This is a genomic window from uncultured Pontibacter sp., from assembly GCF_947502515.1.
Classification (GTDB): Bacteria; Bacteroidota; Bacteroidia; order Cytophagales; family Hymenobacteraceae; genus Pontibacter.
Genome location: NZ_CANNAI010000002.1, coordinates 300,672 through 326,730 on the forward strand (window position 1 = coordinate 300,672; position 26,059 = coordinate 326,730).

The window sequence follows — 26,059 nt, forward strand, 5'->3', positions numbered from 1 at the left end:
ATAGCAAGTCACGAGCGAGGACGCTCGCGCCAGAGATTAACAAAAGTTAAAAATATTACATGAAATACTCAGTAGACGATAACGGATTTTACGGCAAGTTCGGCGGGGCCTATGTTCCTGAAATGCTATACCCGAATGTGGAGGAGTTGCGGGAGAACTATTTGAAGATCATGGCAGAGCCGGATTTTCAGGAGGAAATGCAGAGTTTGCTCCGCGATTATGTGGGTCGCCCGACGCCCCTATACTTTGCCAAGCGCCTATCCGAAAAATATAAAACCAATATCTACCTCAAACGCGAGGACCTGAACCATACCGGCGCGCACAAGATCAACAACACCATCGGGCAGATTTTGCTAGCTAAGCGACTAGGTAAGACCCGCATCATTGCGGAAACAGGTGCCGGTCAGCATGGCGTAGCCACGGCTACCGTTTGCGCACTGATGAACCTCGAGTGTATCGTGTACATGGGTGAAGTAGATATTGATAGACAGGCCCCTAATGTCGCCCGCATGAAGATGTTAGGTGCTACCGTAGCGCCTGCCACCAGCGGCAGCCGCACCCTGAAAGATGCGACTAACGAAGCCATCCGCGACTGGATCAACAATCCGGAAGACACTTATTATATCATTGGTTCGGTGGTAGGGCCGCACCCATATCCGGATATGGTGGCCCGTTTTCAGGCGGTGATCTCAGAAGAAATGAAAGCGCAGTTGCTGGAGAAAACTGGTAGCGAGAACCCGGATTTTGTCGTGGCCTGTGTGGGAGGTGGCAGCAATGCGGCAGGTGCTTTTTACCACTATCTCGATACGCCGGAAGTGAAGTTGGTAGCCGTGGAGGCTGCCGGATTAGGTATAGATTCTGGTGAATCCGCCGCAACTTCGGTGTTGGGCAAAGAGGGCATCATCCACGGCAGCCGCACGCTGTTAATGCAGACCGAAGACGGACAGGTGACTGAGCCCTATTCTATTTCAGCAGGACTGGACTATCCGGGAGTGGGGCCTTTGCATGCGCACCTGCACCAGTCCGGCCGTGCGATCTTCGAAAGCATTACCGACGAAGAAGCCTTGCAAGCTGTGCTGGAGCTGACCCGACTTGAGGGGATTATACCTGCGCTGGAAACAGCACATGCCTTGGCCGCGATCGGCAGATTGGGCGCAAAGCCGGAAGAGGTGGTGGTTATTAACCTTTCAGGCCGCGGTGACAAAGATTTGGCAACTTACTTAGACAGATTCGACTTCCATGACAAATAGAATAAAACAACTATTCGCCCAAAAGCCTAAGGGTTTGCTCTCGGTTTACTTCACTGCCGGCTTCCCTAATTTAGAGGACACGGTGCCGATCATACTGGAACTGGAGAAAAACGGGGTAGACCTGATCGAAATAGGCATGCCCTTCTCGGATCCGTTGGCAGACGGTCCGACCATCCAGCAGAGCAGCGAAGCCGCGATACGCAACGGCATGACCATTCCGAAACTGTTTGAGCAGTTGAAAGATATTCGACAGCATACCCAGATTCCCTTGGTGCTGATGGGCTACCTCAATCCGGTGATGCAATACGGCGTGGAGCGCTTTCTGCAAAAAGCCAGTGAACTAGGTATAGACGGCCTTATCCTGCCAGACCTGCCTTTGTCGGATTATGTGCGGGAGTATAAAGCAATGTTCGAGCAGTACGGTCTTAGTAATATATTCCTGATCACGCCCCAGACACCGGAACAACGCATCCGGGAGATTGACACCCATACCAATGGCTTTATTTATATGGTATCATCGGCTTCGGTGACGGGCAGCACGACGGGCCAGTCGGTAGTGAACACCGCTTATTTTGATCGGGTGAACGGTCTAGGCTTGCGCAACCCCGGTGTCATCGGTTTCGGCATACATAATAATGAAACTTTCACGCAAGCCTGCAATCACGCCAGTGGCGCTATTATCGGCAGTGCCTTTATAAAGGCTTTAAGTAAAGAGGGCAGCCTTAAAGTGAACATCAGTACATTTATTCAAAGCATCAGACAGAAAGAAACAGCATGATCATACAATTGCAACAAGGTATACCTACTGAACTGAAGGAGGCAATACTGAAGGAGGTGAAGCAAGTCGGTTTCAAAGCCAACGAAGTAAAAACGCAGGAGGCACACTACATTGTCGGTATCGGCAAGAAGGACTTTGATATCCGTACGCTGGGACAGTTGCCGGGTATGGCAGATATTCACCGCGTGTCAGACGAGTACAAGCTGATCTCCCGCAAGTGGCGCGTAAATCCGACGCTGATCGATTTAGGGGATGACGTGGTGATAGGAGAGGGTAACTTCAGCATCATGGCAGGACCTTGCTCTATCGAGAGCGAACGGCAGATCGAGCTGGTCGTGGAGCACTTGCAAGCCAACGATGTAAAGATCATGCGCGGTGGCGTGTTCAAGCCACGGAGTTCGCCTTATGCCTTTCGGGGTATGGGACTGGAAGGTCTGCGCATGTTTCATCAGCTGTGCAGCGAAAATGGTATCAAGATCATTACCGAGGTCATGCAGGTATCCCAGATCGAAGACATGGTGGAATTTGTGGATGTGTTTCAGGTAGGCGCCCGCAACAGCCAGAACTTTAATTTGCTGGATGCGCTGGGTGAAGCCCAAAAGCCGGTACTGCTGAAGCGCGGCATTTCTGGAACGATAGAGGAATTGCTGCAGGCTGCTGAATACATTTTCTCGAACGGAAACGAAAAGATCATGCTCTGCGAACGCGGTATTCGATCCTACGAAAACGCCTATCGTAACGTGCTCGACCTGAACGCTGTGCCCGTGCTCAAAGCCAAGACCCACCTGCCAGTTATCGTGGACCCATCACATGGCATCGGCTTGCGCGACTATGTAGAGCCTATGTCGCTGGCAGCCGTGATGGCCGGTGCAGATGGCGTGATCTACGAAACGCACCAGAAGCCGGAAGAAGCCTTCTCTGACGGACAACAGACCGTTAACTTTCAGGAATCTGAGCGTCTGATCAAGCGTATGCGACAGGCTTTTGCGTTGCGGGAGAGCTTTTAAGGTATAGCTTTCTGGATCTTCATATAGGGCCCCTTCCCCAAGGATTTTCAGGATTATAGGATTGACAGGATTTCGAGGGAATTGGGTTCATTTAGGCTTTTGTCATTTCGACTGGGGGTAGGGGGCCACTATTGTTCGGAACATGTGAAAGAATTATTTCTGGCTATTAAGGCTGAATACAGGAATCGAAGCTGTCCTCTCGAGGGGACTATAGGGGTGTAAAAGGCTGCTGTTTTGCAGGTTTCGAACAGTAGCGGGTAGGGGCCCTCTATTTGGGAGAAATCTGAAGTATTGAAAAAACTCTGAAATAAGCAGATCTCTCACTTTGTTCGAGATGACAGTTTGTGCGCTGTGGTTCTTAAATCAACCGAAATGGCGCTATCACCAGAATCAATAAGAATTACTATTTTTTTCAATATTAAAGCTGTAAAAGCCTGATGCGGCAGCGTCAGGCTTTTGCACTTCAAGCTATAACCAACTCCGCATTTTGCGTACTAAAGCATACAACAACCGCTTATGCAGAAACTATACCTACCGATAATATCTAAAATCTTATTCCCAGTGCTTTCAGCTACGCTGTTTTTCACCAGCTGCACGTCACTTCAGGAATCCTCTAAGTATTCATTTTCGGAAGGGATCTACAAGGCCAAAATTTCAAGAGAACCGGCGGCCAAGGTATACGTGGATATGGGAGAAGAATCACTCAGACTATATCCCTCGCAAGATTACAGAAGAGGACAGGCGGTACAGCTTGACACGACTACCAAAATTACTCTTGCTATACCTGAGGAATTAGATGCGGCGCCAGGCCATACCTATACCTTCTCAAAGCCCTCCTTTGATCTGGATGTACTCACCATTCCGTTTAAATACCGTCCCGGAACGGCAGGTACACCCAACCAACTCAACACTACTTTTCAAGGTGCTCTGTTTATAGGGGCACGACGGGATGTTTTTCGTATCAATTACAAAGCGACGCCAGTTGGTAACCATCGTCGGTTTTTAAACCACTTCGGTTATAGTGTCGGGCTGTTTTCAGGTATAGGCGCTACCACTGTAAACGAAGCCGTAACAGGCGGCCAGGTAGGGTATGAATATGAAGGCGTTGTGTTGCTGAATGGGGTGGCGGGCATTGTCGGCATCAACAATTTCACCTTCGGTCTGGCGCTGGGCTTCGATCATCTCCTCGATAAGTATCGCCACGACTGGATTTATCAGCGCAAGCCGTGGTTAGGTTTGGCTTTTGGCTTGAACCTGAACTAGTGGGCTGCGTCGAAATAGAAATGATATTAAGCTTAATTTACTTCATTTGCCAGCCGAAAGCTTTTTCCAAAATTTGATTAGTGAAACACCCTTTACATACCTTTAAAAGAACTTAAGGCAAGGAACAATTGAATGAAATGACAATCTTCTTAATTAATATAAGACTTCGGTTTTCAAGCTAAATCAATGTGTATAAAAAAGCCCGGTACTGAACGGTACCGGGCTTTCTGTTTTAATTTGCTTTTTTGTCTAGCGTTTCATCTAACCACTTGAAGAACTCGTGCTGCCATACCATGGCGTTCTGCGGCTGCAGTACCCAGTGGTTTTCATCCGGCAGGTATAGCAAGCGGCTCTTGATGCCTTTGAGCTGGGCTAGTTGGAAAGCTTGTAAGCCTTGCTCTATACCTACCCGGAAGTCCTGCCCGCCCTGCACGATCAGGATCGGCGTGTCCCACTTATTAAAAAGCTCGATCGGGTTGTACTCCTTATAGCTCTGAGGTGACTTCGTATCCCAATAAGGACCCTTCAATTCGTTGTTGGCAAAGAACATTTCTTCGGTGGTGCCATACCAGCTGCGCATATCAAACAGACCATCATGCGCGATGAAAGTCTTGAAGCGTCCTTCATGTAAACCAGCCAGCATAAACACAGAGTAGCCTCCATAGCTCGCTCCAATCGCTCCCAGTCGGTCTTTGTCTACATAAGCCTCCTTGGCTACATCGTCGATGGCAGACAGGTAGTCGCGGATAGGCTGACCACCCCAGTCACCGCTGATCTGACGGTTCCATTCTTCTCCATGTCCTGGCATACCGCGGCGGTTCGGTGCCACTACGATGTAACCCTGTGCTGCGATCAGCTGTAGGTTCCAGCGGTAAGAGTAGAACTGCGTAAGGGCCGATTGCGGACCGCCCTGGCAGTAAAGTAGTGTCGGGTATTTTTTGTTCGGGTCGAAGTCCTGCGGGTATACCACCCACGAGAACAGGTCCTTACCATCACTGGCTTTGGTCACACGCGGCTCCACTTTGCTCTTCGCCAATGTGCCGTATATTTCGTCATTTACCGTGGTGAGTTGCGTAAGCTTGCCCGATTTGGTATCCAAACGGTAAAGCTCCGGGGCGCGGTTCATGTCGTTTCGCGTCACGATCAGGTTATTGCCGGCTTGTCCCACAATGCCGTTCACATCGAACTGTCCTTTGGTAACCTGGCGTATTCCTTTGGCTGTGAACTTGTCGAGACTTTTCGGAAGCGCAATTTCGTATACCTGAATCGTGCCTTTGGTTGGGGCCACGAACCAGATTTTGCTGCCGTCGTTGCTCCACTCAAATCCGTTGATGGTCTCGTCCCAGTCTTTGGTCAGATTGTGCTTTATGCCAGACTTGGTGTCCATCACGATCAGTTCGTTCTGGTCGGCTTCGTTACCGTCTTCGTCCATTGCCAGCCAAGCCAGTTTAGAGCCATCGGCGCTGTAGATCGGATGGGTATCGTAACCTAGATTGCCTTCGGTGAGGTTGGTGGTTTTGCCGCTGGCGATGTCGTAGCGATAGATATCGGTGTTGGTGCTCACGGCGTAATCCTTGCCGAACTTTTTCTTGCTCACATACAGGATCGCCTTGCTGTCTGGACTCCAGATCATGTCTTCCTTGCCACCGAAAGGCTTTTGCGGCGCATCAAATGGCTCACCTTTCATCAGGTCAACCGGATTGCCTACCTGACCGTTGTTGTAGCTGGCGTAGAAAATGTGCTGGAACTTGCCGTCTTCCCACGCATCCCAGTGACGATAATTCAGATCATTATACACGTAAGCATTGGACTTTTTTAGCTCCGGGTATATGTCGGTGCTGTGCATCTTTTTCACTTCTACTTCGCGAGAGAATAAAAGATGTTTTCCGTCCGGAGAGAAGCGCACGTTACTCAGTCCGCCTTCCACGTTGGTTAGTTGCTTGGGCTCACCTTTGCCGCCGTTTAGCTGCCACAGCTGACCTTTGTGCAGGTATACTATGTTGCCTGTGGCCTTGTCGATGTGTACCACGCTTTCGCCGCCTTTGGTAGAGGTGAGCTGCGTTGCCTGGCCGCCGCTTACAGGTATAGCATACAGGTTGCGCTCGCTGTTGTTTTCCTGTACATTGGGATAGCTCACGCCGTAGATCACCGATTTACCGTCAGGAGTAATGGTTTCGGCAGAAACACGGCCCAGTTGCCAGAGTATTTCCGGGGTCATACGCTGTTGTGCCTGCACCATCGTTGCAGCAAACACACCAGCCAGTATCATTATCTTTTTCATGCTCCAAAAATAACCGAAAACCCGACATTCTGAAATGACAATCGTATAGTGTGTGAAAAAGAATCAGGTATAGTTATGGTATTACGCCAGCCACAACCTATATTTGTCACAATGAAAGGCACAATGGCACATCTGCATCATCATCATGCACGAAACAAAAGTTTCGGAGCCGCTAGCCTATGGACTTGATTTAGCTTGCTAAAAATATATTTTCCAAAAGCCTGACTCCGAACAGAGTCAGGCTTTTTTTGTTGTCTAAATCAGGATTTATTAATCATTAGTCACTATTCATTACACATTAAAAATAATGGATCTAGTTATAGTTGATTACAAGGCGGGTAATGTGCAGTCGGTGCAGTTTGCGATGGAACGGCTGGGTGTGCAGGCCACGCTGAGCTGCGATTTTGAGGCGATCAAGGCGGCGGATAAAGTGATCTTTCCGGGCGTGGGAGAGGCCTCTTCGGCTATGGCACAGCTACGGGCCCGCAACTTGGATAAGCTGCTGCCTACACTTGAGCAGCCTTTTTTCGGAGTTTGCTTAGGTATGCAGTTACTCTGCGAGCATTCTGAAGAAGGCGACACGGATTTGCTCGGTATTATACCTTTGCCGGTGAAGCGTTTCGAGACAGACCTGAAAGTGCCGCACATGGGCTGGAACCAGTTAGAGGAGCTGCAATCGCCTTTATTTGAAGGTATAGCCGAAGGAGAATACGCCTATTATGTGCATAGTTATTATGTGCCGCTGAGTGAGTATACCATAGCCCAGACTTCTTATCCGGAGCCATTCTCGGCCGCTTTGCATTACAAAAACTTTTACGCTGCGCAGTTTCACCCTGAAAAAAGCGGTCCTGCCGGTTCTCAGATCCTTAAAAACTTCCTTGCCTTATGATGGAAATCATCCCAGCTATAGACCTGATTGGCGGCCAATGCGTGCGCCTCACCGAAGGCGACTTCTCCCAGCAAACCACCTACGACAGCAATCCGCTGGAAGTAGCCAAACGTTTTGAAGCTAATGGTATCAAGCGACTGCATTTGGTGGACCTCGACGGTGCCCGTGCCCGTAAACCGGTGAACCTAAACGTGCTCGAAAACATTGCCGCTAATACCAACCTGACCATCGACTTTGGTGGAGGTTTGCAATCCGATGAAGCCGTAAAACAGGCTTTTGATGCGGGCGCAGCGCAAATCACAGCGGGCAGTATTGCGGTGCGTGAGCCGGAGAAAGTGAAAAACTGGCTACTGCAGTATGGAGCCGACAAGATCATCATTGGAGCCGATTTTAAAGGCACCAACATCGCCATCAGTGCCTGGACCGAGGAGAGCAAATACCCGCTGCAGGATTTTATGTCAGGTTATCTGAAGACGGGGGCCAAACTTTTCATCTGCACCGATGTTAGCAAAGACGGCAAGTTGCAGGGGCCATCGACCAACACATATCGGCATCTCAAGTTAACCTTGCCGGATGCCCAAGTGATTGCCAGTGGCGGCGTAACAACCGTACAGGATCTGGAGGAACTGCAGGAGATCGGGGTGACCGGTGCCATCATCGGTAAGGCGATATACGAAGGAACGATTACTCTAAAGGACTTAGCGCGATTCTTATGTTAACTAAACGCATTATACCTTGTCTGGACATCAAAAACGGCCGCACCGTAAAAGGAGTCCGTTTTGAGAATATCCGCGATGCTGGCGACCCGGTGGAGTTGGCCAAGTGGTATGCCGAGCAGGGTGCCGACGAACTGGTTTTTCTGGACATCACTGCTACCAACGAAGAACGCAAAACCTTTGCTGAGCTGGTGCGCGACATTGCTCGTCATATCGACATACCTTTCACGGTAGGTGGCGGCATCAGTGCCGTGGCCGATGTGGAGGTGTTGTTACAGGCCGGTGCTGATAAAGTGTCGATTAACTCCGCAGCTATACGCAATCCACAGCTGGTGCAGGATTTAGCACGTCGCTTTGGCAGTCAGTGCGTGACCGTGGCCATCGACACCAAGTATACTGAAGCCACTGGCTGGAAGGTATACGCCCGCGCCGGAACCGTGGAAACAGAACATGCTACCGTGGACTGGGCAAAAAAAGTGGTGGAGTTGGGCGCAGGCGAGATCCTGCTGACCAGCATGAACAACGACGGCACCAAGGCCGGCTTTGCGCTGGATATTACCAAGGCCGTTTCGGAAGCCGTTTCCGTGCCTGTTATCGCTTCTGGCGGGGCAGGGACCATGCAGCACTTCGCCGACGCTTTCCAGGAAGCCCATGCAGATGCTGCCCTAGCCGCCAGCCTCTTTCACTTCCGCGAGCTTGATATTCCAGACTTGAAGGCATACCTGAAAACGGAAGGTATAGCAGTGAGGATCTGATAATTTTGAACGAGTGATGGAGTGAGTGTGCAGAATTTTTAAAACACTTGACTCATAAATTTAACGCTAAACGTGCACAACGTGAAAATCGACTTTGATAAAATGGGTGGGCTAGTGCCTGCTGTGATACAAGACGCTGCTACGAGCCAGGTGCTGATGCTGGGATACATGAACCAGGAGGCGCTGGACAAGACGCAAAAAGAAGGACTGGTGACTTTTTTCTCCCGCTCGAAAAATCGCCTCTGGACGAAAGGCGAAACCTCCGGCCATACCTTACAGGTGGTGAGCATCACCGAAGATTGTGACAATGATTCGCTTTTGATCAAGGTGAACCCCAACGGGCCTACCTGCCACACCGGCGACACCAGTTGCTTTGGCGAAGATCCATCAGCTAAACGCTTGGCGGCGATTCAGTTCATCGCCAGACTTGAAGAGGTGATACAGCAACGCAAGGCCAATCCGGCAGAGGTTTCCTATACCAATTTTCTGTTTGACAAAGGCGTGAACAAGATCGCCCAGAAAGTAGGAGAGGAAGCCGTGGAAACCGTGATTGATGCGGTGGCCGGGAAAACTGATACGATGAAGGGGGAAGCTGCTGACTTGCTTTACCACCTGCTGGTGCTGTTGGCAGCCACGGGTCTGGAGCTAGCCGATGTGGTGGCTGTATTGGAAGAACGTCATAAAAAGTAAAGACCAGTCGCGGTGGCGACTGGTCTTCAAAATACTTTTTTCTACTTATGCTTAGGCGTTAGCTAGATTCAGATTATTAAATTTCCCCTTCAGGGTAATGTTGCACTTGCGGGGCTTTTCCTGATTGCTACCGTAGGAAGTAGGATCGGTGACATTCATTATCGTTACTTCAAAGTTGCCGCTTGCAAGGCCGGTCGTAGCATTGTAAGCTTTGATCTCTATCTGCCCCTCCATACGGTTTCCGCTGCTAAACAAGGCACTTTTGCTGGTCTTGTTGTAGTAGTGGTAGTAGGTCAGGTCCGCTCGCCCTGTTTTGTTATTTGAAAGGGAACGCACCGTATAAGTACCGATATAGCCGTGCAGCAGGTCCGCTTGCTTGATGTTAAATACCAGCGCGTCGATGGTGGCGGGCTGTGACGGCGCAAAATTCAGCTGCAGCTTTTCTTCATCTGACACAAGTTGCATCTCTTTCAGACTAAGGCTATAGACCGCCTTTTCCTCTTCTGCAGATTCCAGGTAATTAAAAGATCTTTCCATCGTAGCCTCCACCTTTGGCATGATCGAGGTGCTTTCATCCTTCTCTTTATCGCACGATACAGAAAGAAATGTAATGACTAAAAGCCATGTAGAAAGTATGATCTTTTTCATAGTTTTAATTTGACTATAAAGGTATGAAAAAGATTACTTTAGCTGCAATAAATATTAAATATTCTTTATATAAAATCTTTGATGGCGTCAGCGATTTCGCCTCCCTTTTCCTCCTGCACAAAATGACCAGCCTCTAATCGCTTGACTTTTGCTTCCGGGAATGTGTTCTGCCACTTTTCAAGCAGGCTTAACGGAAGCAGTTTGTCTTTTTCTCCCCACAGAATCAGTTTAGGTATAGCACGAAGCTTTTCATGCTGCTCCCAAAGGCTGGCAAACCAAGGGCCCGATTCTTTGAGTGAAATTGCAAAGTGCCAGGTGCCCATGCGGCTGCGGCTGTTGCTGAGGGGTTTTAAGTAATGCTGGTGCACATCCTTACTCAGGTGGCGTTTCTGGTGATAGCCCCTAGGCAGGAGCAGGCGGGGTGAAAAGCCCAGGTTCAGGTATAGGAACCGTCCTATGCCGCCATTGAGGAAACCGCTGATCTTCATTATTTGTGCTTCATCCTCCAGCGACCACATCCAGGTGTTCAGTATGACCAGCCGCTTAACGTTTTCCGGATGCTTCAGGGCATAACTCAAACCAATGGGGCCTCCAAAATCATGTACCACAAGGGTAATATCTCTCAGCTGCAGATGATCGATCAGCTGCTCCAGGTTATGCGCGTGAGCTTCGGGTGTATAGGCAAAGTCATCTGGCTTGTCGGACAGGCCAAAGCCCAGATGGTCAGGAGCAATGCAGCGGTGTGTCCGGCTAAGTGCTTTTATTTGCTGTCGCCATACGAACGACCAGGTGGGCGTACCATGCACAAAAATGATCGGTTCGCCCTGCCCTTCATCTACATAGTGCATCTGTCCGGCTTGCAGCGCCAGCGTGTGGTGTGCAAAGGGATATAAAATGCGGTCAAGCCATTTGGGGGATTTCATCCTGTGTTTTTTTAACGATCAACAATCATTTCTTATACTTCATGATCAGGAGGGAGGCCACGTCATCGATAGGGTAATTGTCGTAAAACAAAAAGTGGCTGGCCATACCATCGATGGAAGCGAAGAGAAGTTTGGCTTCGAGTTCAGGGAATGGAATACCCGCCTCCATCAGATTCTGTCGGATGCGCTCTTCGATGTAAGCAGTCTCCTCCTGCATCTCGTACAGCAACTGCCTGACGACCTCTGACTGCATCCGGATGCCGTGCAGCAATTTCCAGAAGTCTTTCTTTTCTTTCAGCAGTTTCACTGTCTGCTGAATATGCTGCGCTATACCTGAGCCAGCCTGTTCAGAAGCGGGTTCAAAGGAAGCATGGATGTCTTCTACGCCGCGGCGGAATATTTCTGCCAGCAACTCGTCTTTACTTTTAAAGTAATTGTAAAGCAATCCGAGTGACATGCCTGCCTCATTGGCAATACTGCGGATCGAGGTGGCTTCATAGCCTTGCGATGCAAATAGCCTCAGGGCTACTTCAACTAACCTGTTAATGCTGTGCTCTCTTTTTTCCTGAAACCGGGTCATGGGAGGGTGAACGTTTGCTCAAATATATTATGATTGAACGTCCGTTCAAAGATTAAGTTGAGTTTTCACCTGCACTATTTTATCTAACGCATAATTTAACAAAAGCGTATACCTAGCGTCTACAGGGGCAATATGTGGTAACTATACACATTTGGTCAGAACATATAACTGATAGCAAGGTTATAAACACATAATGCAGGTGCCCGTATTCATCTCAAACTGACTCTACGTGGAAATTAAAACGCTTTTTCAAAAATGGTGGGTATGGCTACTCTTCATCCTCGCCTCTCTTTTTATAATCACCGCTATTCTGACATCTCAGTATTTTAACCCCTGGCTGCAGCATGAATTGGAGTCGCGGGTACGAGAAGAATCAAACGGCCTCTATACCTTGAAGCTGAACGGGCTTGATGCATCCCTGCTAAGCGGGCGCATCACAGCAGACTCCATCCACCTGTTACCTGACTTTGATGCTTGGGAAAAGCAACATGAAATCAGTCAGCAGGATACTGCTGTTGCAGCGGCGCCCCGTACACTAATGGATCTCAAAACAGACAGACTGGTGTTGGCAGGCATCAACTTCATCGGCATCTTAAGAGGCAAGCCGCTCGATTTGAACAAGCTTAGGGTGCTTCAGCCTATCGTGCTGATTACCGAAATGCGTCAGGATACAACAGAGAGTCACGAACCACTGCACAAGTCTGTTGACGGGATTATGAAAAACCTGCAGATTGGTACGATTGAGGTAGAGAAGGCGACGCTACGTATCCGTGAAGGCCAGGATGCAGAGACAGACCGCATCTCCTTACGGGACTTTAGCATGGAGGTGAAAGATCTTCAGCTCGACAGTACCGCTTTTGAAGATGAGGAGCGGGCCTATTATGCCCGGCTTATTGCGTTTGAATCTGGAAAAGCTGAATTCTCCCTTCCTGACGGAACGTATCGCTTACAGGCTGCAGCCCTCAAAGCCAATACGGAAGATGGGACGCTCAACATTGGCAACCTGCAACTCATCCCGCTTCTGGATAATGCGGCACTTGCCCGTCAGAAAGGCAAGGCCGTGTCAACCATGCGGCTGGAGGTACCGGAGATCAACCTGAGCGGCGTAGACTTTGCATCGCACTCCCGGGACAATAACCTGGTGGCTAAACATATGGTGATCAAGAACCCGTCTCTGAGCGCGTACATGGATCGGAAAAACTTCACGGCCAAAGGAAACAAACCATTGCCGCATGACATCATCCAGCAATTGAAAACCGGCCTGACCCTTCCGAAAATAGAGGTGCAGGGCATGCACATCCGCTACGAAGAACTGGCAGAGGAAGCGACCGAGAAAGGCATCATTACCTTTGAGAATTTGTATGCCACCATCACGAATGTGACCAATGACAAGAACCGCATGTCGGCTGACAACCCGGCCGTTATCGATGCCAAAGCGGAACTATATGGAAAGGCGCCTATAGCCGTTACCATCCGGCTTGACCTGCTGGATCCCAATGCCTATCATACTATACAGGGCACTGCGGGACCAGCCGATCCGGCTGTGCTGAACCCTATACTGGAACCTACAACTTTCATCAGCGTGAAGGAAGGCAGTCTGCAGAAAAGTGATTTCAGCATGGAGTTGTACCGCAACAAAGCCACTGGCAACCTGAATGCTCGCTACCAGAACTTTAAAGTGGATGTACTGACCAAAGATGAAGACAAGCGCCAGTCATTCGGAAAGAAGATACTCTCGAAAGTAGCCAACAAAATAGTGATCACCTCTGATAATCCGAAGAAAGGCGAAGAGCTGCGACCCGGAGACATTCAGGTGGTACGCGCCAAAAGCCGCTCTGTCTTCAACTTCTGGAAAGACTGCCTTGTCAGCGGCTTCAGAACAGCCGCCGGTATCGAAGGTATCGGCGCAGACCTTAGCGACCCAAACAGGTAAACGTCCGCTCAGTTCCCAGTCGTTTTGATCAGTAGTTTGCGGTACTTGGTAAAGATGCTTGACTTGGAAACGAAGCCCAGGTATAGCTCACCTTTGAGGACGGGCAGGTTCCAGGCACCTGTCTCGTCAAATTTTTTCATCACTTCAGCCATGGTGTCGTTATGGCGCACTACGGCAGGCGGAGCCGACAGCAGTTCGGTTACCAGCACCTTGTCATACTTTTCCTGCTTGAACATGATCTCCCGCACGTCTTCGAGCAGGATGATGCCTCTTAGTTTCTGCTGCTCGTCCACCACCGGATATAAATTTCGGCGGCTGTGGGCGATCACCTCTACCAGTTCACGCAGTGTGGCGCTATACCTGACAGGTTGAAAGTCAGTCTCGACCAGGTGGCGGATCTGCATAATGCGCAGTACGGTGCGGTCTTTATTAGCGGTAAGCAGTTCTCCTTTCTGGGCCAGCTTCTTGGTGTCGAGCGAGAAGGGTTCAAAGTACTTCACCATAGCATAAGCAGAGGCCGATACGATCATCAGCGGGATCATCAGGGTATAGCCGCCAGATATTTCGGCAATCAGGAAAACCGCGGTCAGCGGAGCATGCATCACACCGCTCAGGATGCCGGCCATCCCGACTACGGTAAAGCTGCCTTCCGGTAATTTGTGGATTTGCAGCATGTTGACGAGCCGGCTAAAAAAGAAACCCACGTGCGCCCCCACAAACATGGAAGGAGCGAAGTTGCCTCCGTTACCACCACCGGCAATGGTGAAGGTGGTAGCCGCAACTTTTACCAGCGCCAGCATCCCGACAAAGCCCAGCACCAGCCATTCATTCGTGCCAAAGAACGAAAGCCAGCTGTCTTGCAGCAGTGCTTCAGGCTTGCCGCTTTCGAGGAGTTTGACAGCACCGTAGCCTTCCCCAAAAAGCGGAGGAAACAACATGATCAGCAAACCGAGCAAAATACCACCAACCAGGGCGCGGCGATAGGGCTGGTCCTGGAAGGGCTCAAAAAGAGCTTCTACACGCCAGGCTGCGCGGCTATAGTATACAGACATCAATCCGGTGAGTACACCCAGCAGGATATAGAAAGGCACATGCGAAGCAGCGAAAACGCCTAGTTGATCTGCAAAGAAAAGCAGCTCTTCCCGCAGGATGATGCGTGAGCAAAGCGCCCCCACAACCGCCGAAATGATCAAAGGTATGAAGGCCGAAATGCTGATGTCGGTCAGTAGGACTTCGATGGCAAAAAGCACACCGGCAATAGGCGCATTAAAAACAGCTGCTATACCTGCCGCGGCGCCACATGCCAGTAGCAGGGTACGGTCGCGGTAATTCAAGTGATACTCCCGTCCGAAATTGGAGCCGATGGCAGATCCTGTCACCACAATCGGGGACTCCAGACCGGCCGAGCCTCCAAAGCCAGCCGTAATGCCACTAGTGAGCACATGCGAATACATTTTATGCGTCTCCACCATGCTGGACTTCTGCGAAATGCTATGCAGGATACTGGCCGTGCCACGCCCCAACTGTCCGTTGAACATGACCCGCACCAGGAACACCACCAGCAGTATACCCACCAGCGGGAACACCACCAGCCAGACAGGCTCCTCAAGCAGGCGGTTGCCATATGCCAGCAGCTGCTGAATGTAATGCACCAGCGTTTTAAGCACCACGGCGGCAAGGCCTGCCGTGAGACCGACCAGCACACTGGAAATCAGGATGAAGTTACGGGTGGAAGTATGGCGACGAAGCCATAGAAGAGGTATTTTATACTTGCGGAACTGTGGCATGGGGGACTATACGCGAAAGGTCAGCCGGGTTTACGGAAAATACAATCAAAGGTCCGGTCTTAAAAAAACCTTGCGCATAAAAGTATAAACTCTAGTCCGTTAGAAAAAAAATAACATTGGAAATCTAACCTGCAGGGCCGTTTTTTAGTTAATATAGTGGTTAAGACCTAGCAGAAAACATTACAAAACAGCCTATGCATCACGAGCCAGACAGAAGCGGAAACCTGATACTGAAAGACTTGCACGGCCATTTCCATGTCATTGGAGATGTGCACGGCTGTTTTGACGAATTGGTGCTCCTCCTCGAGAAGCTCGGCTACACGATAGACGATGACAAAGCTGCTGGCAGGTACCGTGTCACGCCGCCAGATGGCTGCATGGCTGTGTTTGTAGGCGACCTGGTGGATCGGGGGCCTAACTCACCGGAAGTTCTGCGCCTGGTAATGGACATGCTGGAGCAGGATGTAGCGCTTTGTGTAAGCGGCAACCATGACGACAAGCTGTACCGCAAACTGATGGGCCGCAATGTGCAGGTGCGTCACGGTCTGGAGCTGACCATGGCGCAGCTCGAAAATTACAACAAAGCCTTCATTGAAAGGGTAAGAGAGTTTCTGGGTCACCTGCCGCACCACATCATACTGGACGAGGGCCGTCTGGTGGTAGCACATGCCGGCCTGGAGGAGCGCCTGCATGGGCGGCACAGCAAGTCGGTTCGCGACCTTTGCCTCTATGGCCCCACAACAGGAGAGCTGGATGCCCAGGGCCTGCCTGTCCGCCTCGACTGGGCCGCTGACTACTCCGGCGTAGCTGTCGTGGTATACGGTCACACGCCGGTTCGCGAGCCCCGCTGGAAAAACAACACCATCAACATTGACACGGGCTGCGTTTTCGGAGGAAAGCTAACCGCGCTGACCTATCCCGATCATATCCTGACTACTGTTGATGCCCTCAATACCTATGCCGAGTCTATCCGGCCCTTTCTTCATCATCCCACGCACTAAGCCAGCTATACCTGTTTATTGTCACGCTCATGGTCGCGGTGAACATTGTGTTCCTTGTGCAGGTAATCCTTGAACTCATCGAGATTGGTACGGTCCCAGAACGGGATCTTGTTACGCACAGCGGTCCGCCCGATTACGTGTGCCGCTACCGGAGAAGTCAAGAACGTAAAGCCGATGATCAGCACTACTTTCAGAAACATATCGGGCTCGTTAAAATAGATACCCATACCTGACAGAATGAGCCCCAGCCCCAGTGTGGCCCCTTTGGTGATGGCTGACATGCGGATGTAGAAGTCCGGGAAACGTAAGAGACCGATCGTGGATATCAGCATAAACATTACACCGATGATGATGAGCACCGAGCTGATAATCTCGCGGATGAGTAGAAAATTAATGTCTTCAAGCATAGGCTAACGGGTTGATTTCATGAGGTAATAGGCAAAAGATATGGAGCCCAGAAAACCGAACAGGGATAAGATGATGGCAACATCAATGAAGTCTTCGTTGCCAGTAAGCTCAGTATAAATAGCCACGATGCCGATCACATTGGCCACGAACAGGTCGAAGGCCGTGATGCGGTCAGGCAGCGAAGGGCCAATGGCAAACCGGATACCGGTCATGATCAGGCAGAGGCTCAGGGCAGCCATGGCAAATATCAGTGTGAAAGAAAAAAAACTCATCTTGTAAGTTGTAATAGTCTGCGTTCGAAACCGTGTTTTATGGTCTGTTTGGCCAGTTCCAGATCATTGTGCTTGATGTATAGCGTATGTACGTATAACACCTTCCGGTCAGCACTCACATCAATGGAAAGTGAGCCGGGCGTGAGCGTGATGATACCCGACAGCAAGGTGATCTCCATATCGGTAGAGGCTGCCAGAGGCAGTGCAATCACCGTCGGTTTCATACGGTAGTTGGGCGTCAGGATGTCATAGGCTACCTTGAGATTGGCCACAACCAGCTCCTTCAGAAAATACACGATAAAGGAGATAGCCTTCGGTAGTTTATGGAAGTAGGAGCGATGGTAGGAGGGCGTGGTCAGCCACAGGATAAACATAATGAACACGGCCACCACGACCGCCCAGATCGCATTGTACGGAAACATCGGCTGACCATATTCGAAGTAGATGTAGCTGCCAAAGAAAGCGATCAGGAAGTGGATGATAAATGTTTTCATGCTATTTCTTCAATACGGCGTTGATGTATAATTCGCTGTTCAGGAGCTGCTCGGCTGCCAGTTGCGCCATCGATACCACCGGCTCGGCATACACCCCGATAAACAGAATGAACATTACCAGAAACAGCACTGGCAGATGGAGCAGGCGGTTGTCTTTTTTCTCGCGTGCTGTCACCACGTCATCCAGCGGATCTGTCTCGGGTTTATTTTTCCAGAAAACTTCATTCCAGATCTTAGTCATCGAAAAGATAGTGATCAGGCTGACGGCCAAAGAAACAAGCACAATAACAAAGCTGTCGATTTCAAAGCCTGCCTTGGCCAGCATGAACTTACCCCAGAAACCTGAAAAAGGCGGTATGCCAGCCAGAGAGAAAGCCGAGATGAAAAAAAGCACCGACAGAAAAGGATGCTGCAGGTATACGCCACCCAGCTTTTTGAGCGCGAAGGTGCCCCGGTTATGCGCCACCACACCACTGATCAGGAACAGATTGGTTTTGACCAGAATATTGTGGATGATAAAGTACACACTTCCTGCAATCGCCAGTGGTGTGAATAGTGCAAGCCCCATCAGCATATACCCGATCTGGCTGACGATGTGAAATGACAGGATCTTACGGAAGTCATTTTGGGAAGCCGCCCCAAACACCCCGATCACCATCGTGAAGCCGGCCAGCACGGTGAAAAGTGGAATAGTCAGTTCCTGGTCTGTGACAAATACCAGCGTGAAGAGGCGGATCAGCGCATACATCCCTACCTTGGTGAGCATGCCCGCAATGAAGGCTGAGATGGCAATGGGCGGCGTGTGATAAGAAGCCGGCAGCCAAAAGAACAGCGGAAATATAGCAGCCTTGATGCCGAAAGCAATCAGGAAAAACATGCCCGCCATGGTAATGAGGGCCGGGTGCGATACAGGCGTACGAACGAGAACAGCCAGTTCCGCCAAATTGAGGGAGCCGAGTATACCGTACACCACGCCTATACCTGTTAGCAGAAAACCAGATGCCAGAAAGTTGATCGTCACATACTTGATAGCCCCTTCCAACTGCGGTTTGGTGCCACCCAGCGCGATCAGCACAAAGCAACAGATCAGCAGCACCTCAAACCACACGAAGAGGTTGAACAGGTCACCGGTCAGACAGGCACCGGACACACCCATCTGCAGAATGAGCAGCACCGGGTAGTAGCCAAAGGTCTGGCGGGCTTTATCGAGTCCTTTGATGGAGAAGAGGTAGATGGCCATGCCGATGATCGAGCTGGTGATCACCATCATGGAGCTAAACAGATCCGCCACCAGGGAAATACCGAAAGGCGCGGGCCAACTCCCCATCTGGGTTGTCCGGATGCCATTGTCATTCACATCAAAGAGAAGCAGAAAGGAAGCAATCAGCATAAAGGCTTGTGCCAGAATGCCGATAACTTGTTGCGCTCGCACATACCGCCAAGAGAAGAGGCTCAGGATAGCCCCAAACAGCGGAATGAGCAGCGGCAACATGATAAGCAGGTGGTTCATAGGGTGTGCTTAGTGTTTTTCTTCTATCTGGTCGGTGGTGTTCATGTCGTCGAGGTCGGTGGTGCCGAACGACTGGTATACCCGCTTGATCAGCACGATGGCGAAGGCCTGAATACCGAAGCCGATGACGATGGCCGTGAGCAGCAGGGCCTGCGGCACCGGATCGGCAAAAGGTTCTGTGGCGACACGCTCATCCTGCCCGATGATGGCCGAACCCCCGCGGGTGAGGCGCCCGATCACAAAGAGGAACAGGTTAGTGGCAAGGCCGAACAAAATAAGCCCCAGAATAAGCTTAAAAAAATGCCGGTGCAGAATCAGGTATAGACTCGCTGAAAAAAGGATACCGATCAAAAAGGGTAGTATGAGTTCCATGGTTTTATTCTTCTGACATCACAAAAGTTATTTTGAGCACGACCCCGATCACCAGCAGGTAAACGCCAATATCGAACAGGATCGGAGTGCCCGGCTTGCCGATGATCGGGATGTAAAAGTCAGCCCAGTAGGCATGCATGAACGGCTGGCCAAGTACCAAACCCACGACCCCACTGCCAGCCGCCAGGAGCAGACCGGTGGCAATGATGTAGATGGGCTCGACGCGGATCATACGCTCTTTAATTTCCGGATGGTAAGCCATTTTTCTGCGGCGCCACACATTGACCCGCATCATGCGCATCAGGTACAGGGACCGGCTCTGGTTGGGCTGCCTCGGGTAGCCGTAGAGATTTATCTTCAGGAAGGTATCCACGGTTTGCTGCGGCCCATGCGTCATAGTATGAAATACAAAGGCAATGGCCCCGATCAGTCCCCCGATAAAGCCACCGCCCGGGTGGTTGTGGCCCCGAAACAGGGTATAGACCGAAAAGATGATGAAGATCGGTATGAGGATGCGGATGGCGACCGCGAGAATGACGGTTTTCATGGTTTGTCTCCTTTCTGCATGCGTAGTTTCAGCATCGCCAGTATACCTATCGCTGCTACGGCCAGTACCACGATCTCACCCAGCGTATCCAGTGCCCGGAAGTCTACCAAGATCACGTTCACGATGTTGCGTCCCTGCCCGAGCAGGTAGCTGTTTTCGCCATAATAGGCTTTCAGTTGCGAGTCGAGCGGGTACTGCTTTACGATCAGGATCACATAAGTCATCATGGCTCCGAAGGCCAGTGAAAGCAGCACATACTTGTAGCGCTCTGAGGCATGTGAGAGGTAGCGGAATGCCGGTAGTTTGTGAAGTATCAGTACGAAGATCACGACGGTCAGCGTTTCGATGAGCAGCTGCGTGGCAGCCACGTCCGGCGCTCCGAAGAGGATGTAAAACAGCGCCATGGAATAACCAATGATACCCATTACGGCAATAGAGGTAAGGCGGGAGCGTGACTTAAACAGGAAGATCAGCGCTGGTACGATCATCAGTAGCAAGACCACCTCGTACATGCGCAATTGCGAGAGCTCCTGTAGCCGATTCGTGAGCTCCAGGCGTGGCCCGTCTTTCCAGAGGGAGAGCACGATCAGGGCGATATGTGCCGTGATGATAGCAGCAATGTAACTGCGCAGGTAACCGTTCTGGATGGCGGCTGTAATTTTGGTGGCGCCAGCCAGGAAACCTTTGAGCGAGAGCTGGTACAGGTTAGCCGGACCAAAGCGATAGATTCCGTTGAAACGGTTGGCGTAGCTAAGCAGTCGGTTTGAAAAGCGGTAAACGATATATCCCAGCGCCACCGTGAGCAGACTCAGGCCTAGCACCAGGTTAAAACCATGCCAAAGCGCCAGTTCAAACACCTGCTCCACACCCAGCATCGCCTCGGCGGCGCGGCGCAGCAGCGGCGTTACAAAAAAGCCCGGCAGCAGGCCAAAGACCAGGCCGGTGCTGGCCAGGATGACCGGTGGCAGGTAGAGCATGGCTTTGTCGGGATGCTGCAAGGGAGTGGCCTTGACAGCACGACGCCAGAAAACGCCATATCCAATGGCAATCGCCACGGCTACAAATACCATCCCCGAAAAGAAACTAACCGCAAAGAGCATCCAACGAAAAGGACTTTCCTCGAGGGTGGCCTCATACACGAGCTCTTTGCCAATGAAGCCAAAGAAGGGCAGCAGGCCAGCCATGGACATACCGGCAAGCAGTGCCGCAATAGCCGTGAAGCGCATGGAGCCGGACAGACCGGTGAGCTGGGTCAGGTCCCGTGTGCCGGTGGCGTGGTCTACGTTGCCAGCCACCAGGAAGAAGGTGCCTTTGTAGAGTGCGTGCGCCAGCAGAAAAACGACCATTGCCTCCATTGCAGGAGCGGTGCCGATACCGGTCATGGTCACCAGCAGACCCAGTGCGCTGATGGTAGTGTAGGCAAGAATGGCTTTGAGATCAACATGCTGGGTGGCGAGCAGGGCGCCCAGTATGGTCGTGACGCCACCGATCAGCATTAAGGTATACTGCCATTCGTCGGTGCCTCCCATTACGGGGGTAAGTCGGGCCAGCAGGTATACGCCCGCCTTCACCATCGTAGCCGAGTGCAGGTAGGCGCTGACAGGTGTGGGTGCCGCCATGGCATTGGGCAGCCAGAAATGAAATGGAAACTGGGCCGACTTGGTAAAAGCACCCAGCAGGATCAGCACGAGTGCCGGCAGGTATAGCGCATGCTGTGTCACCACATGCCCCCGTTCCAGCAGTTCACTCAAGGTATAGGTTTCGCCGGCCATGCCCACCAGGATCAGGCCAGCCATCAGGGCCAGCCCGCCAAGCCCGGTAACGAGAAGTGCCTGCAGGGCTGAACTGCGGGATGTTTCCTTGTCATGCCCGAAGCCGATGAGCAAGTAAGAGCTGATACTGGTGAGCTCCCAGAAAATGAAGAGCGAGATGATATTTCCTGCGAGTACCAGTCCCAGCATTGCCGTCATAAACAGCGTCAGGTACAGGTAGAAACGCCCAAGCAGGGGATGACCTTTCAGGTAGCCGCCCGCGTATATCATAATGAGTGTACCGAAGCCCGTGATCAGCAGGGCAAAGAGCAGGCTGAGTCCGTCAAGAAAGAAGTGCAGGTTGATATTGAGAGAGGGAGCCCATTGTTGCACTTCGCCTAAATTGTTGCCTCCCAGCACGGCAGGAGCCAGTGTGAGCAGGTAAATAAAAATAGATAAGGGCAGCAGGGCCATGGGCACGTATACCCATTTGCCGAGCCAGCGGTAGAGCATAGGCGCGGCAAATGCCAACAGGAAACCTGCGAGTATAGCTAAAAACATCAAAAATGCTTAGTTTGTAAATGTATCCTTGTTAATTTCGTAGCTGATTTAACACTTAGTACCAATCTGCGCATTTATTGTTACGTCAGGGTCGAAATTGAGAGGGAGAGCAGGAAAAGGACAAGCGCAGCAAACGATAACCCAAAACCAAAACATCATCATGAACACGCTGAAACGTATTATGGTGGGGCTCGACCTATCGGAAATGGACGATACCCTGATCTCCTACACCGCATTTCTTTGCTCCATTTCTGAAATAGAGAAAGTATACTTTATCCACGCCGAGAAAAGCCTTGATATACCTGCAGAGGTGCTGAAGGGAATTCCGAACGGCATGGCCGCCGATGAGAAGATCCGTGTGGCCATGGAGGAGAAGATTTACAGTTACTTCGGACCGGAGCAACGTTCGAAAGTAGAAGTGCAGGTAGTGGAAGGATCTCCGCTGAAAGAACTGTTGCACTGGTCGAAAGAAAAGCAGATCGACATGGTGGTTGTAGGCCGCAAGTTCCATTTGCGCGGAAGCGGCGTACTGGCTCAGAAGATCCTGCGCAGTGGTCGCGTGAGCGTACTGTTCGTGCCTGAGAATGAAGATCCGATCCTGAACCACATCATGGTCAGCGTTGACTTCTCTGAATACTCATTGATGGCGCTCGATCGCATCCTGCACTCAGCGCTTACAAGACCGGAAGTGCGCATTACCTGTCTGCATGTTTACGAAGTGCCTACCGGCTACATTACGCTGGGCATCAGCTACGAAGACTTTGACGAACGCATGCAAGGCTTCGCCCGCGACAAGTTTGAACAAGTACTGGCCCGTTTCCCTGAGCTGCGTGACCGTGCCACACTGCGTCTTGTGAAGCAGGAAAATGAGGATGACGTGGGAGAACTGATCGTAGTGGAAGCAAAGCGCGCCAGAGCCGACATGCTGGTGATTGGCGCCAAAGGAAAGTCAGCCGCCGCTCTCTTTGTGTTGGGCAGTGTGACAGAGAAAATCCTGCGCCACAACGACGACATGCCTATGATTGTCTACAAGAAGGAAAAAGAAGAGCTTGGTTTCCTGGATGCTCTCCTGGGCAACGATTAATACCTGCTGATACCTGCTTCTAAAGCGGAAATACGATAGCGTTTAAAGACCTGCTATACCTGAGGGTGTGGCAGGTCTTTTTGCTTGCCAGCTACTGCCAGTACCAACATCCCGAGCACACCAGCCAGTGCTGAGGCCGCATAAATACTGATCTTGACAAGCGTGAGCTGCTCCGGGGTAGCAAAGGCCTGCTGCGCCTGGAAGAGCGACAGTATAAAACCAGCACCCAGCAGCAAAGCGCCGCCTGTCAGTTGCCCCCAATGCAGCCCGGGAGGTTTATGTGCTATACCTGTGAGTGAAAGCAGCCAGACAAAAAGCAGCATACCGATTGGTTTGCCGAGGACCAGGGCGAGGAATACACCCATTGGTACGGGGCCAAGCAAGTCACGCCAGGCAAAGCTGTTGTAGGCGAAGGGCACAAAAGCCAGCGCAAAAAGGGGCAGGGCCAGGTAAGCAGCCCAGGGCAGGAGCCTTTGCTGCAAACGCCGCAGCGGTGACAGTGCTCTTGTGCAGTTAGCCCGCAGGGTATGCGCAGCCGCCTGAAAATCTTCTTCCATCTCTTCGCCTGGTTCCGGGCGCTTCATCATGCGCAGGGCATGGAGCTGTCCCATTACAGTATCAGTAGAGGTTACAAAGTCTTCTTCTCTCACCCGCGAGTGGATCGGTATGACCAGCGCCAGCAATACACCCGCCACGGCTCCCTGCACACCCGCTAGCAAAAAACTCACCAGCATGACAAGCCCCAGAAGAAGGTACAGCCACATGGTACGGTTGCGAAGCGCCCGCAGCACCACGAGCAGGCCAAACACACCGGTGGCAATCGAAAGCGCCAGCAGGTTTTGGATGGAGGTATAAAGCACCTGGCTAAGCAACAAACTGCCTATACCTTGCATGATCGCGGTGGAAGACAGAAGCACACGAAGGGATAGCGGCAGTGAATTACTTGCCAGCGCCAACAGCGCCAGAACTGCCGCCGCATCGGTAGTGGCCACCACCGGCCAGCCTTCCTGCGCAGCAGGGGGAACCAGGTATAGATAGATCGCAACAGGGATAAGCATACCTCCCAAAGCGGCTGTTAAGGCAAAAATCATGGAGGACCTTTCCTTCAGCTCACCCACACGCAGCGCCCGTTTCAGCTCCATACCAAGTACAAGGTATACTAGAGGCAACAAAACCTGCTGCACCCAATAGCTGACCGTTTTGGCTATGGTGTAGGTTCCAAAAGAAATGGTCAGCGGATTCTCCCACAGGTATAGCCAGGAGGCACCCCAGGGGGAGTTGAGCCAGGACAGAGCCAGTAGCGCAACAACCAGTGTCAGGGTACCTCCACGCACCAGCACCTGTTCGAACTTTTCGAAGGAGTAGGTTATGCGAGTGAGCAAAGTGAGTTGAGCAGCCAAGGTATAAAGGAATAGCGATATTCAGATTCACCTTAGAGACGTAGCAAGTCCTGAAAGGTTTTGGCGCTGTTATACCTTGTTCTGCTATTCTACCACTTCTTTGGCGATGTAGCGGGAGTTCATGATGCTGAGTGCCCCCATGTACTTCAGGTTAAAGTTCAGCACATCGCCAACCCTGTAGTTCTGTTCGTTTACGCCAAGCTCTACCACCAGCATGTCAGAGCTGGCACCCACCACGCTCATGCCATCGTCTTTGGGTATAAGATACTTCGGGTTGATGTCCAGCAGACCAACATCCAGGATGGCACGGTGTGAGGTTTTGCCGTAAAGGCTCTCGTCAATTTCGAAACTCTCGCCACTTGGGTTCTCCGCCAGCATACCGATCGGGATCATGGGCTTTTCGTTCAGCTCAATGATTTCGGCGCTGAGCTCAAACACATCGTCGTGCATGCCTTCAAAGGTTTCGCCGGTAAACAGGTTGAGTCCGAAAAACAAGGCCTCGCCAATCCGGAAATGGTTGATGCCCTTTGGCATCTGATGGTTAAAGAGCAACGGAATGGTAACCGAGGTGCCACCCGACACCCAGGGAATTTCGATGTTGAACTTCGCTTCGATGATTTGCTTGTACAGGCTCAACTGTATCAGTTTGTCCTGTGTGGGCATCACGCCGTGCAGGCAGTTGAAATTCGCACCAAGCCCAATCACAGAAATGCCGGGCAGGTTAAAGATCTGCTCATAGAAGTCCACCAGGTCGTCGCCCATTACGCCTTCCCGCAGGTCGCCCATCTCGATCATGATGATGATCTTATGCGTTCTGTTCTGCCGCTCCGCCTCTTCAGACAGCAGCCGGATAATGTCGAGCTCTGTCTCAAAGCTCACGTCGGCATATTTGATAATGTCGGGAATGCTTTGTTTCGGAGCGGGTTTGATGTAGACGGTTTGTACATCAGGCGCCATGTTCTTGATCGCGATCAGATTGGTCACCCTGGAGTCGTGCACCTCCTTTACGCCGAGGTCAAGCACCTCCTTCAGGAAAGTCTCTTCGCCGCATAGTAACTTGGTGACAATGCCCCAGTCGATGTTCCTTTCACGGAGCACCTGGTCAATGTGGTTGTAATTGTGTCTGAGTTTGGAGCGGCACAGTTTTAAGACTGCCATT

Annotated in this window: 25 protein-coding genes; 11 read left to right on the plus strand and 14 right to left on the minus strand. The window is 51.2% G+C overall.

Features of this window, described 5'->3' with window-relative positions; all coding sequences use genetic code 11:
* The first annotated feature begins 59 nt into the window (after nt 1-59).
* The 4 genes from trpB (at nt 60) to Q1A54_RS06025 (ending at nt 4,298) form a co-directional block, all read left to right on the plus strand.
* A complete protein-coding gene (gene trpB / locus Q1A54_RS06010) occupies nt 60-1,250 on the plus strand; it encodes a tryptophan synthase subunit beta (protein ID WP_299985860.1) in 1,191 nt (396 codons plus the stop codon).
* Nucleotides 1,240-2,028 carry a tryptophan synthase subunit alpha gene (trpA, locus tag Q1A54_RS06015; RefSeq protein ID WP_299985862.1) on the plus strand — a complete coding sequence of 263 codons (789 nt, stop codon included), beginning with the start codon at nt 1,240-1,242 and terminating at the stop codon, nt 2,026-2,028. Before trpB ends, trpA begins: the two co-directional genes overlap by 11 nt.
* On the plus strand, nt 2,025-3,035 hold the full coding sequence (gene aroF / locus Q1A54_RS06020) for a 3-deoxy-7-phosphoheptulonate synthase (RefSeq protein WP_299985864.1): 1,011 nt from the start codon (nt 2,025-2,027) through the stop codon (nt 3,033-3,035). The genes trpA and aroF overlap by 4 nt, the downstream gene beginning before the upstream one ends.
* A 516-nt stretch (nt 3,036-3,551) precedes the next feature.
* Complete coding sequence (locus Q1A54_RS06025) at nt 3,552-4,298, plus strand: hypothetical protein (RefSeq protein WP_299985865.1); 747 nt, start codon at nt 3,552-3,554, stop codon at nt 4,296-4,298.
* Nucleotides 4,299-4,530: 232 nt separating this feature from the next.
* Here the strand turns inward: Q1A54_RS06025 and Q1A54_RS06030 are convergent, their stop codons facing one another.
* Nucleotides 4,531-6,579, minus strand: coding sequence for a S9 family peptidase (locus tag Q1A54_RS06030; protein WP_299985867.1), 2,049 nt, complete (start codon nt 6,577-6,579; stop codon nt 4,531-4,533).
* 307 nt (nt 6,580-6,886) lie between these two features.
* Here Q1A54_RS06030 and hisH point away from each other — a divergent pair, with 307 nt between their 5' ends.
* The 4 genes from hisH to hisIE all read left to right on the plus strand — a co-directional run bounded on the left by hisH (nt 6,887) and on the right by hisIE (nt 9,629).
* Complete coding sequence (gene hisH, locus Q1A54_RS06035) at nt 6,887-7,468, plus strand: imidazole glycerol phosphate synthase subunit HisH (RefSeq protein ID WP_299985869.1); 582 nt, start codon at nt 6,887-6,889, stop codon at nt 7,466-7,468.
* Nucleotides 7,465-8,187 carry a 1-(5-phosphoribosyl)-5-[(5-phosphoribosylamino)methylideneamino]imidazole-4-carboxamide isomerase gene (gene hisA, locus Q1A54_RS06040; RefSeq protein ID WP_299985871.1) on the plus strand — a complete coding sequence of 241 codons (723 nt, stop codon included), beginning with the start codon at nt 7,465-7,467 and terminating at the stop codon, nt 8,185-8,187. Before hisH ends, hisA begins: the two co-directional genes overlap by 4 nt.
* Nucleotides 8,181-8,939 carry an imidazole glycerol phosphate synthase subunit HisF gene (gene hisF / locus Q1A54_RS06045; protein WP_299985873.1) on the plus strand — a complete coding sequence of 253 codons (759 nt, stop codon included), beginning with the start codon at nt 8,181-8,183 and terminating at the stop codon, nt 8,937-8,939. The genes hisA and hisF overlap by 7 nt, the downstream gene beginning before the upstream one ends.
* Nucleotides 8,940-9,011: 72 nt before the next feature.
* The gene (hisIE, locus tag Q1A54_RS06050; RefSeq protein WP_299985875.1) at nt 9,012-9,629 is read left to right on the plus strand and encodes a bifunctional phosphoribosyl-AMP cyclohydrolase/phosphoribosyl-ATP diphosphatase HisIE; all 618 of its coding nucleotides are present in this window, start codon (nt 9,012-9,014) and stop codon (nt 9,627-9,629) included.
* 51 nt (nt 9,630-9,680) lie between these two features.
* On the opposite strand, the gene Q1A54_RS06055 is transcribed toward hisIE, so the two are convergent.
* The 3 genes from Q1A54_RS06055 to Q1A54_RS06065 form a co-directional block, all read right to left on the minus strand.
* Nucleotides 9,681-10,277, minus strand: coding sequence for a hypothetical protein (locus tag Q1A54_RS06055; RefSeq protein ID WP_299985877.1), 597 nt, complete (start codon nt 10,275-10,277; stop codon nt 9,681-9,683).
* Nucleotides 10,278-10,342: 65 nt separating this feature from the next.
* Nucleotides 10,343-11,200: an alpha/beta fold hydrolase gene (locus Q1A54_RS06060; protein ID WP_299985879.1), complete on the minus strand. Its 858-nt coding sequence runs from the start codon at nt 11,198-11,200 to the stop codon at nt 10,343-10,345.
* Nucleotides 11,201-11,225: 25 nt separating this feature from the next.
* Complete coding sequence (locus Q1A54_RS06065) at nt 11,226-11,780, minus strand: TetR/AcrR family transcriptional regulator (RefSeq protein WP_299985881.1); 555 nt, start codon at nt 11,778-11,780, stop codon at nt 11,226-11,228.
* 229 nt (nt 11,781-12,009) lie between these two features.
* Here Q1A54_RS06065 and Q1A54_RS06070 point away from each other — a divergent pair, with 229 nt between their 5' ends.
* Nucleotides 12,010-13,713, plus strand: a complete 1,704-nt coding sequence (locus Q1A54_RS06070; RefSeq protein ID WP_299985883.1) for a hypothetical protein — start codon at nt 12,010-12,012, stop codon at nt 13,711-13,713.
* An 8-nt stretch (nt 13,714-13,721) separates the two neighbouring features.
* Here the strand turns inward: Q1A54_RS06070 and Q1A54_RS06075 are convergent, their stop codons facing one another.
* Nucleotides 13,722-15,500, minus strand: a complete 1,779-nt coding sequence (locus Q1A54_RS06075) for a chloride channel protein (protein ID WP_299985885.1) — start codon at nt 15,498-15,500, stop codon at nt 13,722-13,724.
* A 194-nt stretch (nt 15,501-15,694) separates the two neighbouring features.
* Here Q1A54_RS06075 and Q1A54_RS06080 point away from each other — a divergent pair, with 194 nt between their 5' ends.
* A complete protein-coding gene (locus Q1A54_RS06080; RefSeq protein ID WP_299985887.1) occupies nt 15,695-16,501 on the plus strand; it encodes a metallophosphoesterase in 807 nt (268 codons plus the stop codon).
* 5 nt (nt 16,502-16,506) lie between these two features.
* Here the strand turns inward: Q1A54_RS06080 and mnhG are convergent, their stop codons facing one another.
* From mnhG to Q1A54_RS06115, 7 genes are read right to left on the minus strand one after another with little or no spacing between them, the layout of a single operon-like run.
* Nucleotides 16,507-16,908: a monovalent cation/H(+) antiporter subunit G gene (gene mnhG, locus Q1A54_RS06085; protein ID WP_196114780.1), complete on the minus strand. Its 402-nt coding sequence runs from the start codon at nt 16,906-16,908 to the stop codon at nt 16,507-16,509.
* 3 nt (nt 16,909-16,911) lie between these two features.
* Nucleotides 16,912-17,181: a monovalent cation/H+ antiporter complex subunit F gene (locus tag Q1A54_RS06090; protein ID WP_076421763.1), complete on the minus strand. Its 270-nt coding sequence runs from the start codon at nt 17,179-17,181 to the stop codon at nt 16,912-16,914.
* Entirely contained in the window at nt 17,178-17,675 is a 498-nt protein-coding gene (locus Q1A54_RS06095; RefSeq protein ID WP_196114781.1) for a Na+/H+ antiporter subunit E, read from the minus strand. The genes Q1A54_RS06090 and Q1A54_RS06095 overlap by 4 nt, the downstream gene beginning before the upstream one ends.
* Before the next feature lies 1 nt (nt 17,676).
* Entirely contained in the window at nt 17,677-19,185 is a 1,509-nt protein-coding gene (locus tag Q1A54_RS06100) for a proton-conducting transporter membrane subunit (protein WP_196114782.1), read from the minus strand.
* Between the two features lie 9 nt (nt 19,186-19,194).
* Nucleotides 19,195-19,557: a Na+/H+ antiporter subunit C gene (locus Q1A54_RS06105; RefSeq protein ID WP_007661047.1), complete on the minus strand. Its 363-nt coding sequence runs from the start codon at nt 19,555-19,557 to the stop codon at nt 19,195-19,197.
* Nucleotides 19,558-19,561: 4 nt separating this feature from the next.
* Nucleotides 19,562-20,104, minus strand: a complete 543-nt coding sequence (locus Q1A54_RS06110; RefSeq protein ID WP_299985894.1) for an MnhB domain-containing protein — start codon at nt 20,102-20,104, stop codon at nt 19,562-19,564.
* A complete protein-coding gene (locus tag Q1A54_RS06115) occupies nt 20,101-22,416 on the minus strand; it encodes a putative monovalent cation/H+ antiporter subunit A (protein WP_299985896.1) in 2,316 nt (771 codons plus the stop codon). Before Q1A54_RS06115 ends, Q1A54_RS06110 begins: the two co-directional genes overlap by 4 nt.
* Before the next feature lie 160 nt (nt 22,417-22,576).
* On the opposite strand from Q1A54_RS06115, the gene Q1A54_RS06120 reads away from it, so the two are divergent.
* Nucleotides 22,577-23,500, plus strand: a complete 924-nt coding sequence (locus Q1A54_RS06120; protein ID WP_196114785.1) for a universal stress protein — start codon at nt 22,577-22,579, stop codon at nt 23,498-23,500.
* Nucleotides 23,501-23,553: 53 nt separating this feature from the next.
* Here Q1A54_RS06120 and Q1A54_RS06125 read toward each other — a convergent pair whose 3' ends face one another.
* Nucleotides 23,554-24,900 (minus strand): Na+/H+ antiporter NhaA, encoded by a 1,347-nt coding sequence (locus tag Q1A54_RS06125; RefSeq protein WP_299985900.1) that lies wholly within the window; start codon nt 24,898-24,900, stop codon nt 23,554-23,556.
* A gap of 84 nt (nt 24,901-24,984) precedes the next feature.
* The gene (locus tag Q1A54_RS06130) at nt 24,985-26,058 is read right to left on the minus strand and encodes an alanine/ornithine racemase family PLP-dependent enzyme (protein WP_299985902.1); all 1,074 of its coding nucleotides are present in this window, start codon (nt 26,056-26,058) and stop codon (nt 24,985-24,987) included.
* Nucleotide 26,059 lies beyond the last annotated feature (1 nt).

Excerpts from the sequence above, each read along its gene's own strand:
- trpB (WP_299985860.1), top strand. The coding sequence starts at position 60 with ATGAAATACTCAGTAGACGATAACGGATTTTACGGCAAGTTCGGCGGG.
- trpA (WP_299985862.1), top strand. The coding sequence starts at position 1,240 with ATGACAAATAGAATAAAACAACTATTCGCCCAAAAGCCTAAGGGTTTG.
- aroF (WP_299985864.1), top strand. The coding sequence starts at position 2,025 with ATGATCATACAATTGCAACAAGGTATACCTACTGAACTGAAGGAGGCA.
- Q1A54_RS06025 (WP_299985865.1), top strand. The coding sequence starts at position 3,552 with ATGCAGAAACTATACCTACCGATAATATCTAAAATCTTATTCCCAGTG.
- Q1A54_RS06030 (WP_299985867.1), bottom strand. The coding sequence starts at position 6,579 with ATGAAAAAGATAATGATACTGGCTGGTGTGTTTGCTGCAACGATGGTG.
- hisH (WP_299985869.1), top strand. The coding sequence starts at position 6,887 with ATGGATCTAGTTATAGTTGATTACAAGGCGGGTAATGTGCAGTCGGTG.
- hisA (WP_299985871.1), top strand. The coding sequence starts at position 7,465 with ATGATGGAAATCATCCCAGCTATAGACCTGATTGGCGGCCAATGCGTG.
- hisF (WP_299985873.1), top strand. The coding sequence starts at position 8,181 with ATGTTAACTAAACGCATTATACCTTGTCTGGACATCAAAAACGGCCGC.
- Q1A54_RS06055 (WP_299985877.1), bottom strand. The coding sequence starts at position 10,277 with ATGAAAAAGATCATACTTTCTACATGGCTTTTAGTCATTACATTTCTT.
- Q1A54_RS06060 (WP_299985879.1), bottom strand. The coding sequence starts at position 11,200 with ATGAAATCCCCCAAATGGCTTGACCGCATTTTATATCCCTTTGCACAC.
- Q1A54_RS06065 (WP_299985881.1), bottom strand. The coding sequence starts at position 11,780 with ATGACCCGGTTTCAGGAAAAAAGAGAGCACAGCATTAACAGGTTAGTT.
- Q1A54_RS06075 (WP_299985885.1), bottom strand. The coding sequence starts at position 15,500 with ATGCCACAGTTCCGCAAGTATAAAATACCTCTTCTATGGCTTCGTCGC.
- Q1A54_RS06080 (WP_299985887.1), top strand. The coding sequence starts at position 15,695 with ATGCATCACGAGCCAGACAGAAGCGGAAACCTGATACTGAAAGACTTG.
- mnhG (WP_196114780.1), bottom strand. The coding sequence starts at position 16,908 with ATGCTTGAAGACATTAATTTTCTACTCATCCGCGAGATTATCAGCTCG.
- Q1A54_RS06090 (WP_076421763.1), bottom strand. The coding sequence starts at position 17,181 with ATGAGTTTTTTTTCTTTCACACTGATATTTGCCATGGCTGCCCTGAGC.
- Q1A54_RS06095 (WP_196114781.1), bottom strand. The coding sequence starts at position 17,675 with ATGAAAACATTTATCATCCACTTCCTGATCGCTTTCTTTGGCAGCTAC.
- Q1A54_RS06100 (WP_196114782.1), bottom strand. The coding sequence starts at position 19,185 with ATGAACCACCTGCTTATCATGTTGCCGCTGCTCATTCCGCTGTTTGGG.
- Q1A54_RS06105 (WP_007661047.1), bottom strand. The coding sequence starts at position 19,557 with ATGGAACTCATACTACCCTTTTTGATCGGTATCCTTTTTTCAGCGAGT.
- Q1A54_RS06110 (WP_299985894.1), bottom strand. The coding sequence starts at position 20,104 with ATGAAAACCGTCATTCTCGCGGTCGCCATCCGCATCCTCATACCGATC.
- Q1A54_RS06115 (WP_299985896.1), bottom strand. The coding sequence starts at position 22,416 with ATGTTTTTAGCTATACTCGCAGGTTTCCTGTTGGCATTTGCCGCGCCT.
- Q1A54_RS06120 (WP_196114785.1), top strand. The coding sequence starts at position 22,577 with ATGAACACGCTGAAACGTATTATGGTGGGGCTCGACCTATCGGAAATG.
- Q1A54_RS06130 (WP_299985902.1), bottom strand. The coding sequence starts at position 26,058 with ATGGCAGTCTTAAAACTGTGCCGCTCCAAACTCAGACACAATTACAAC.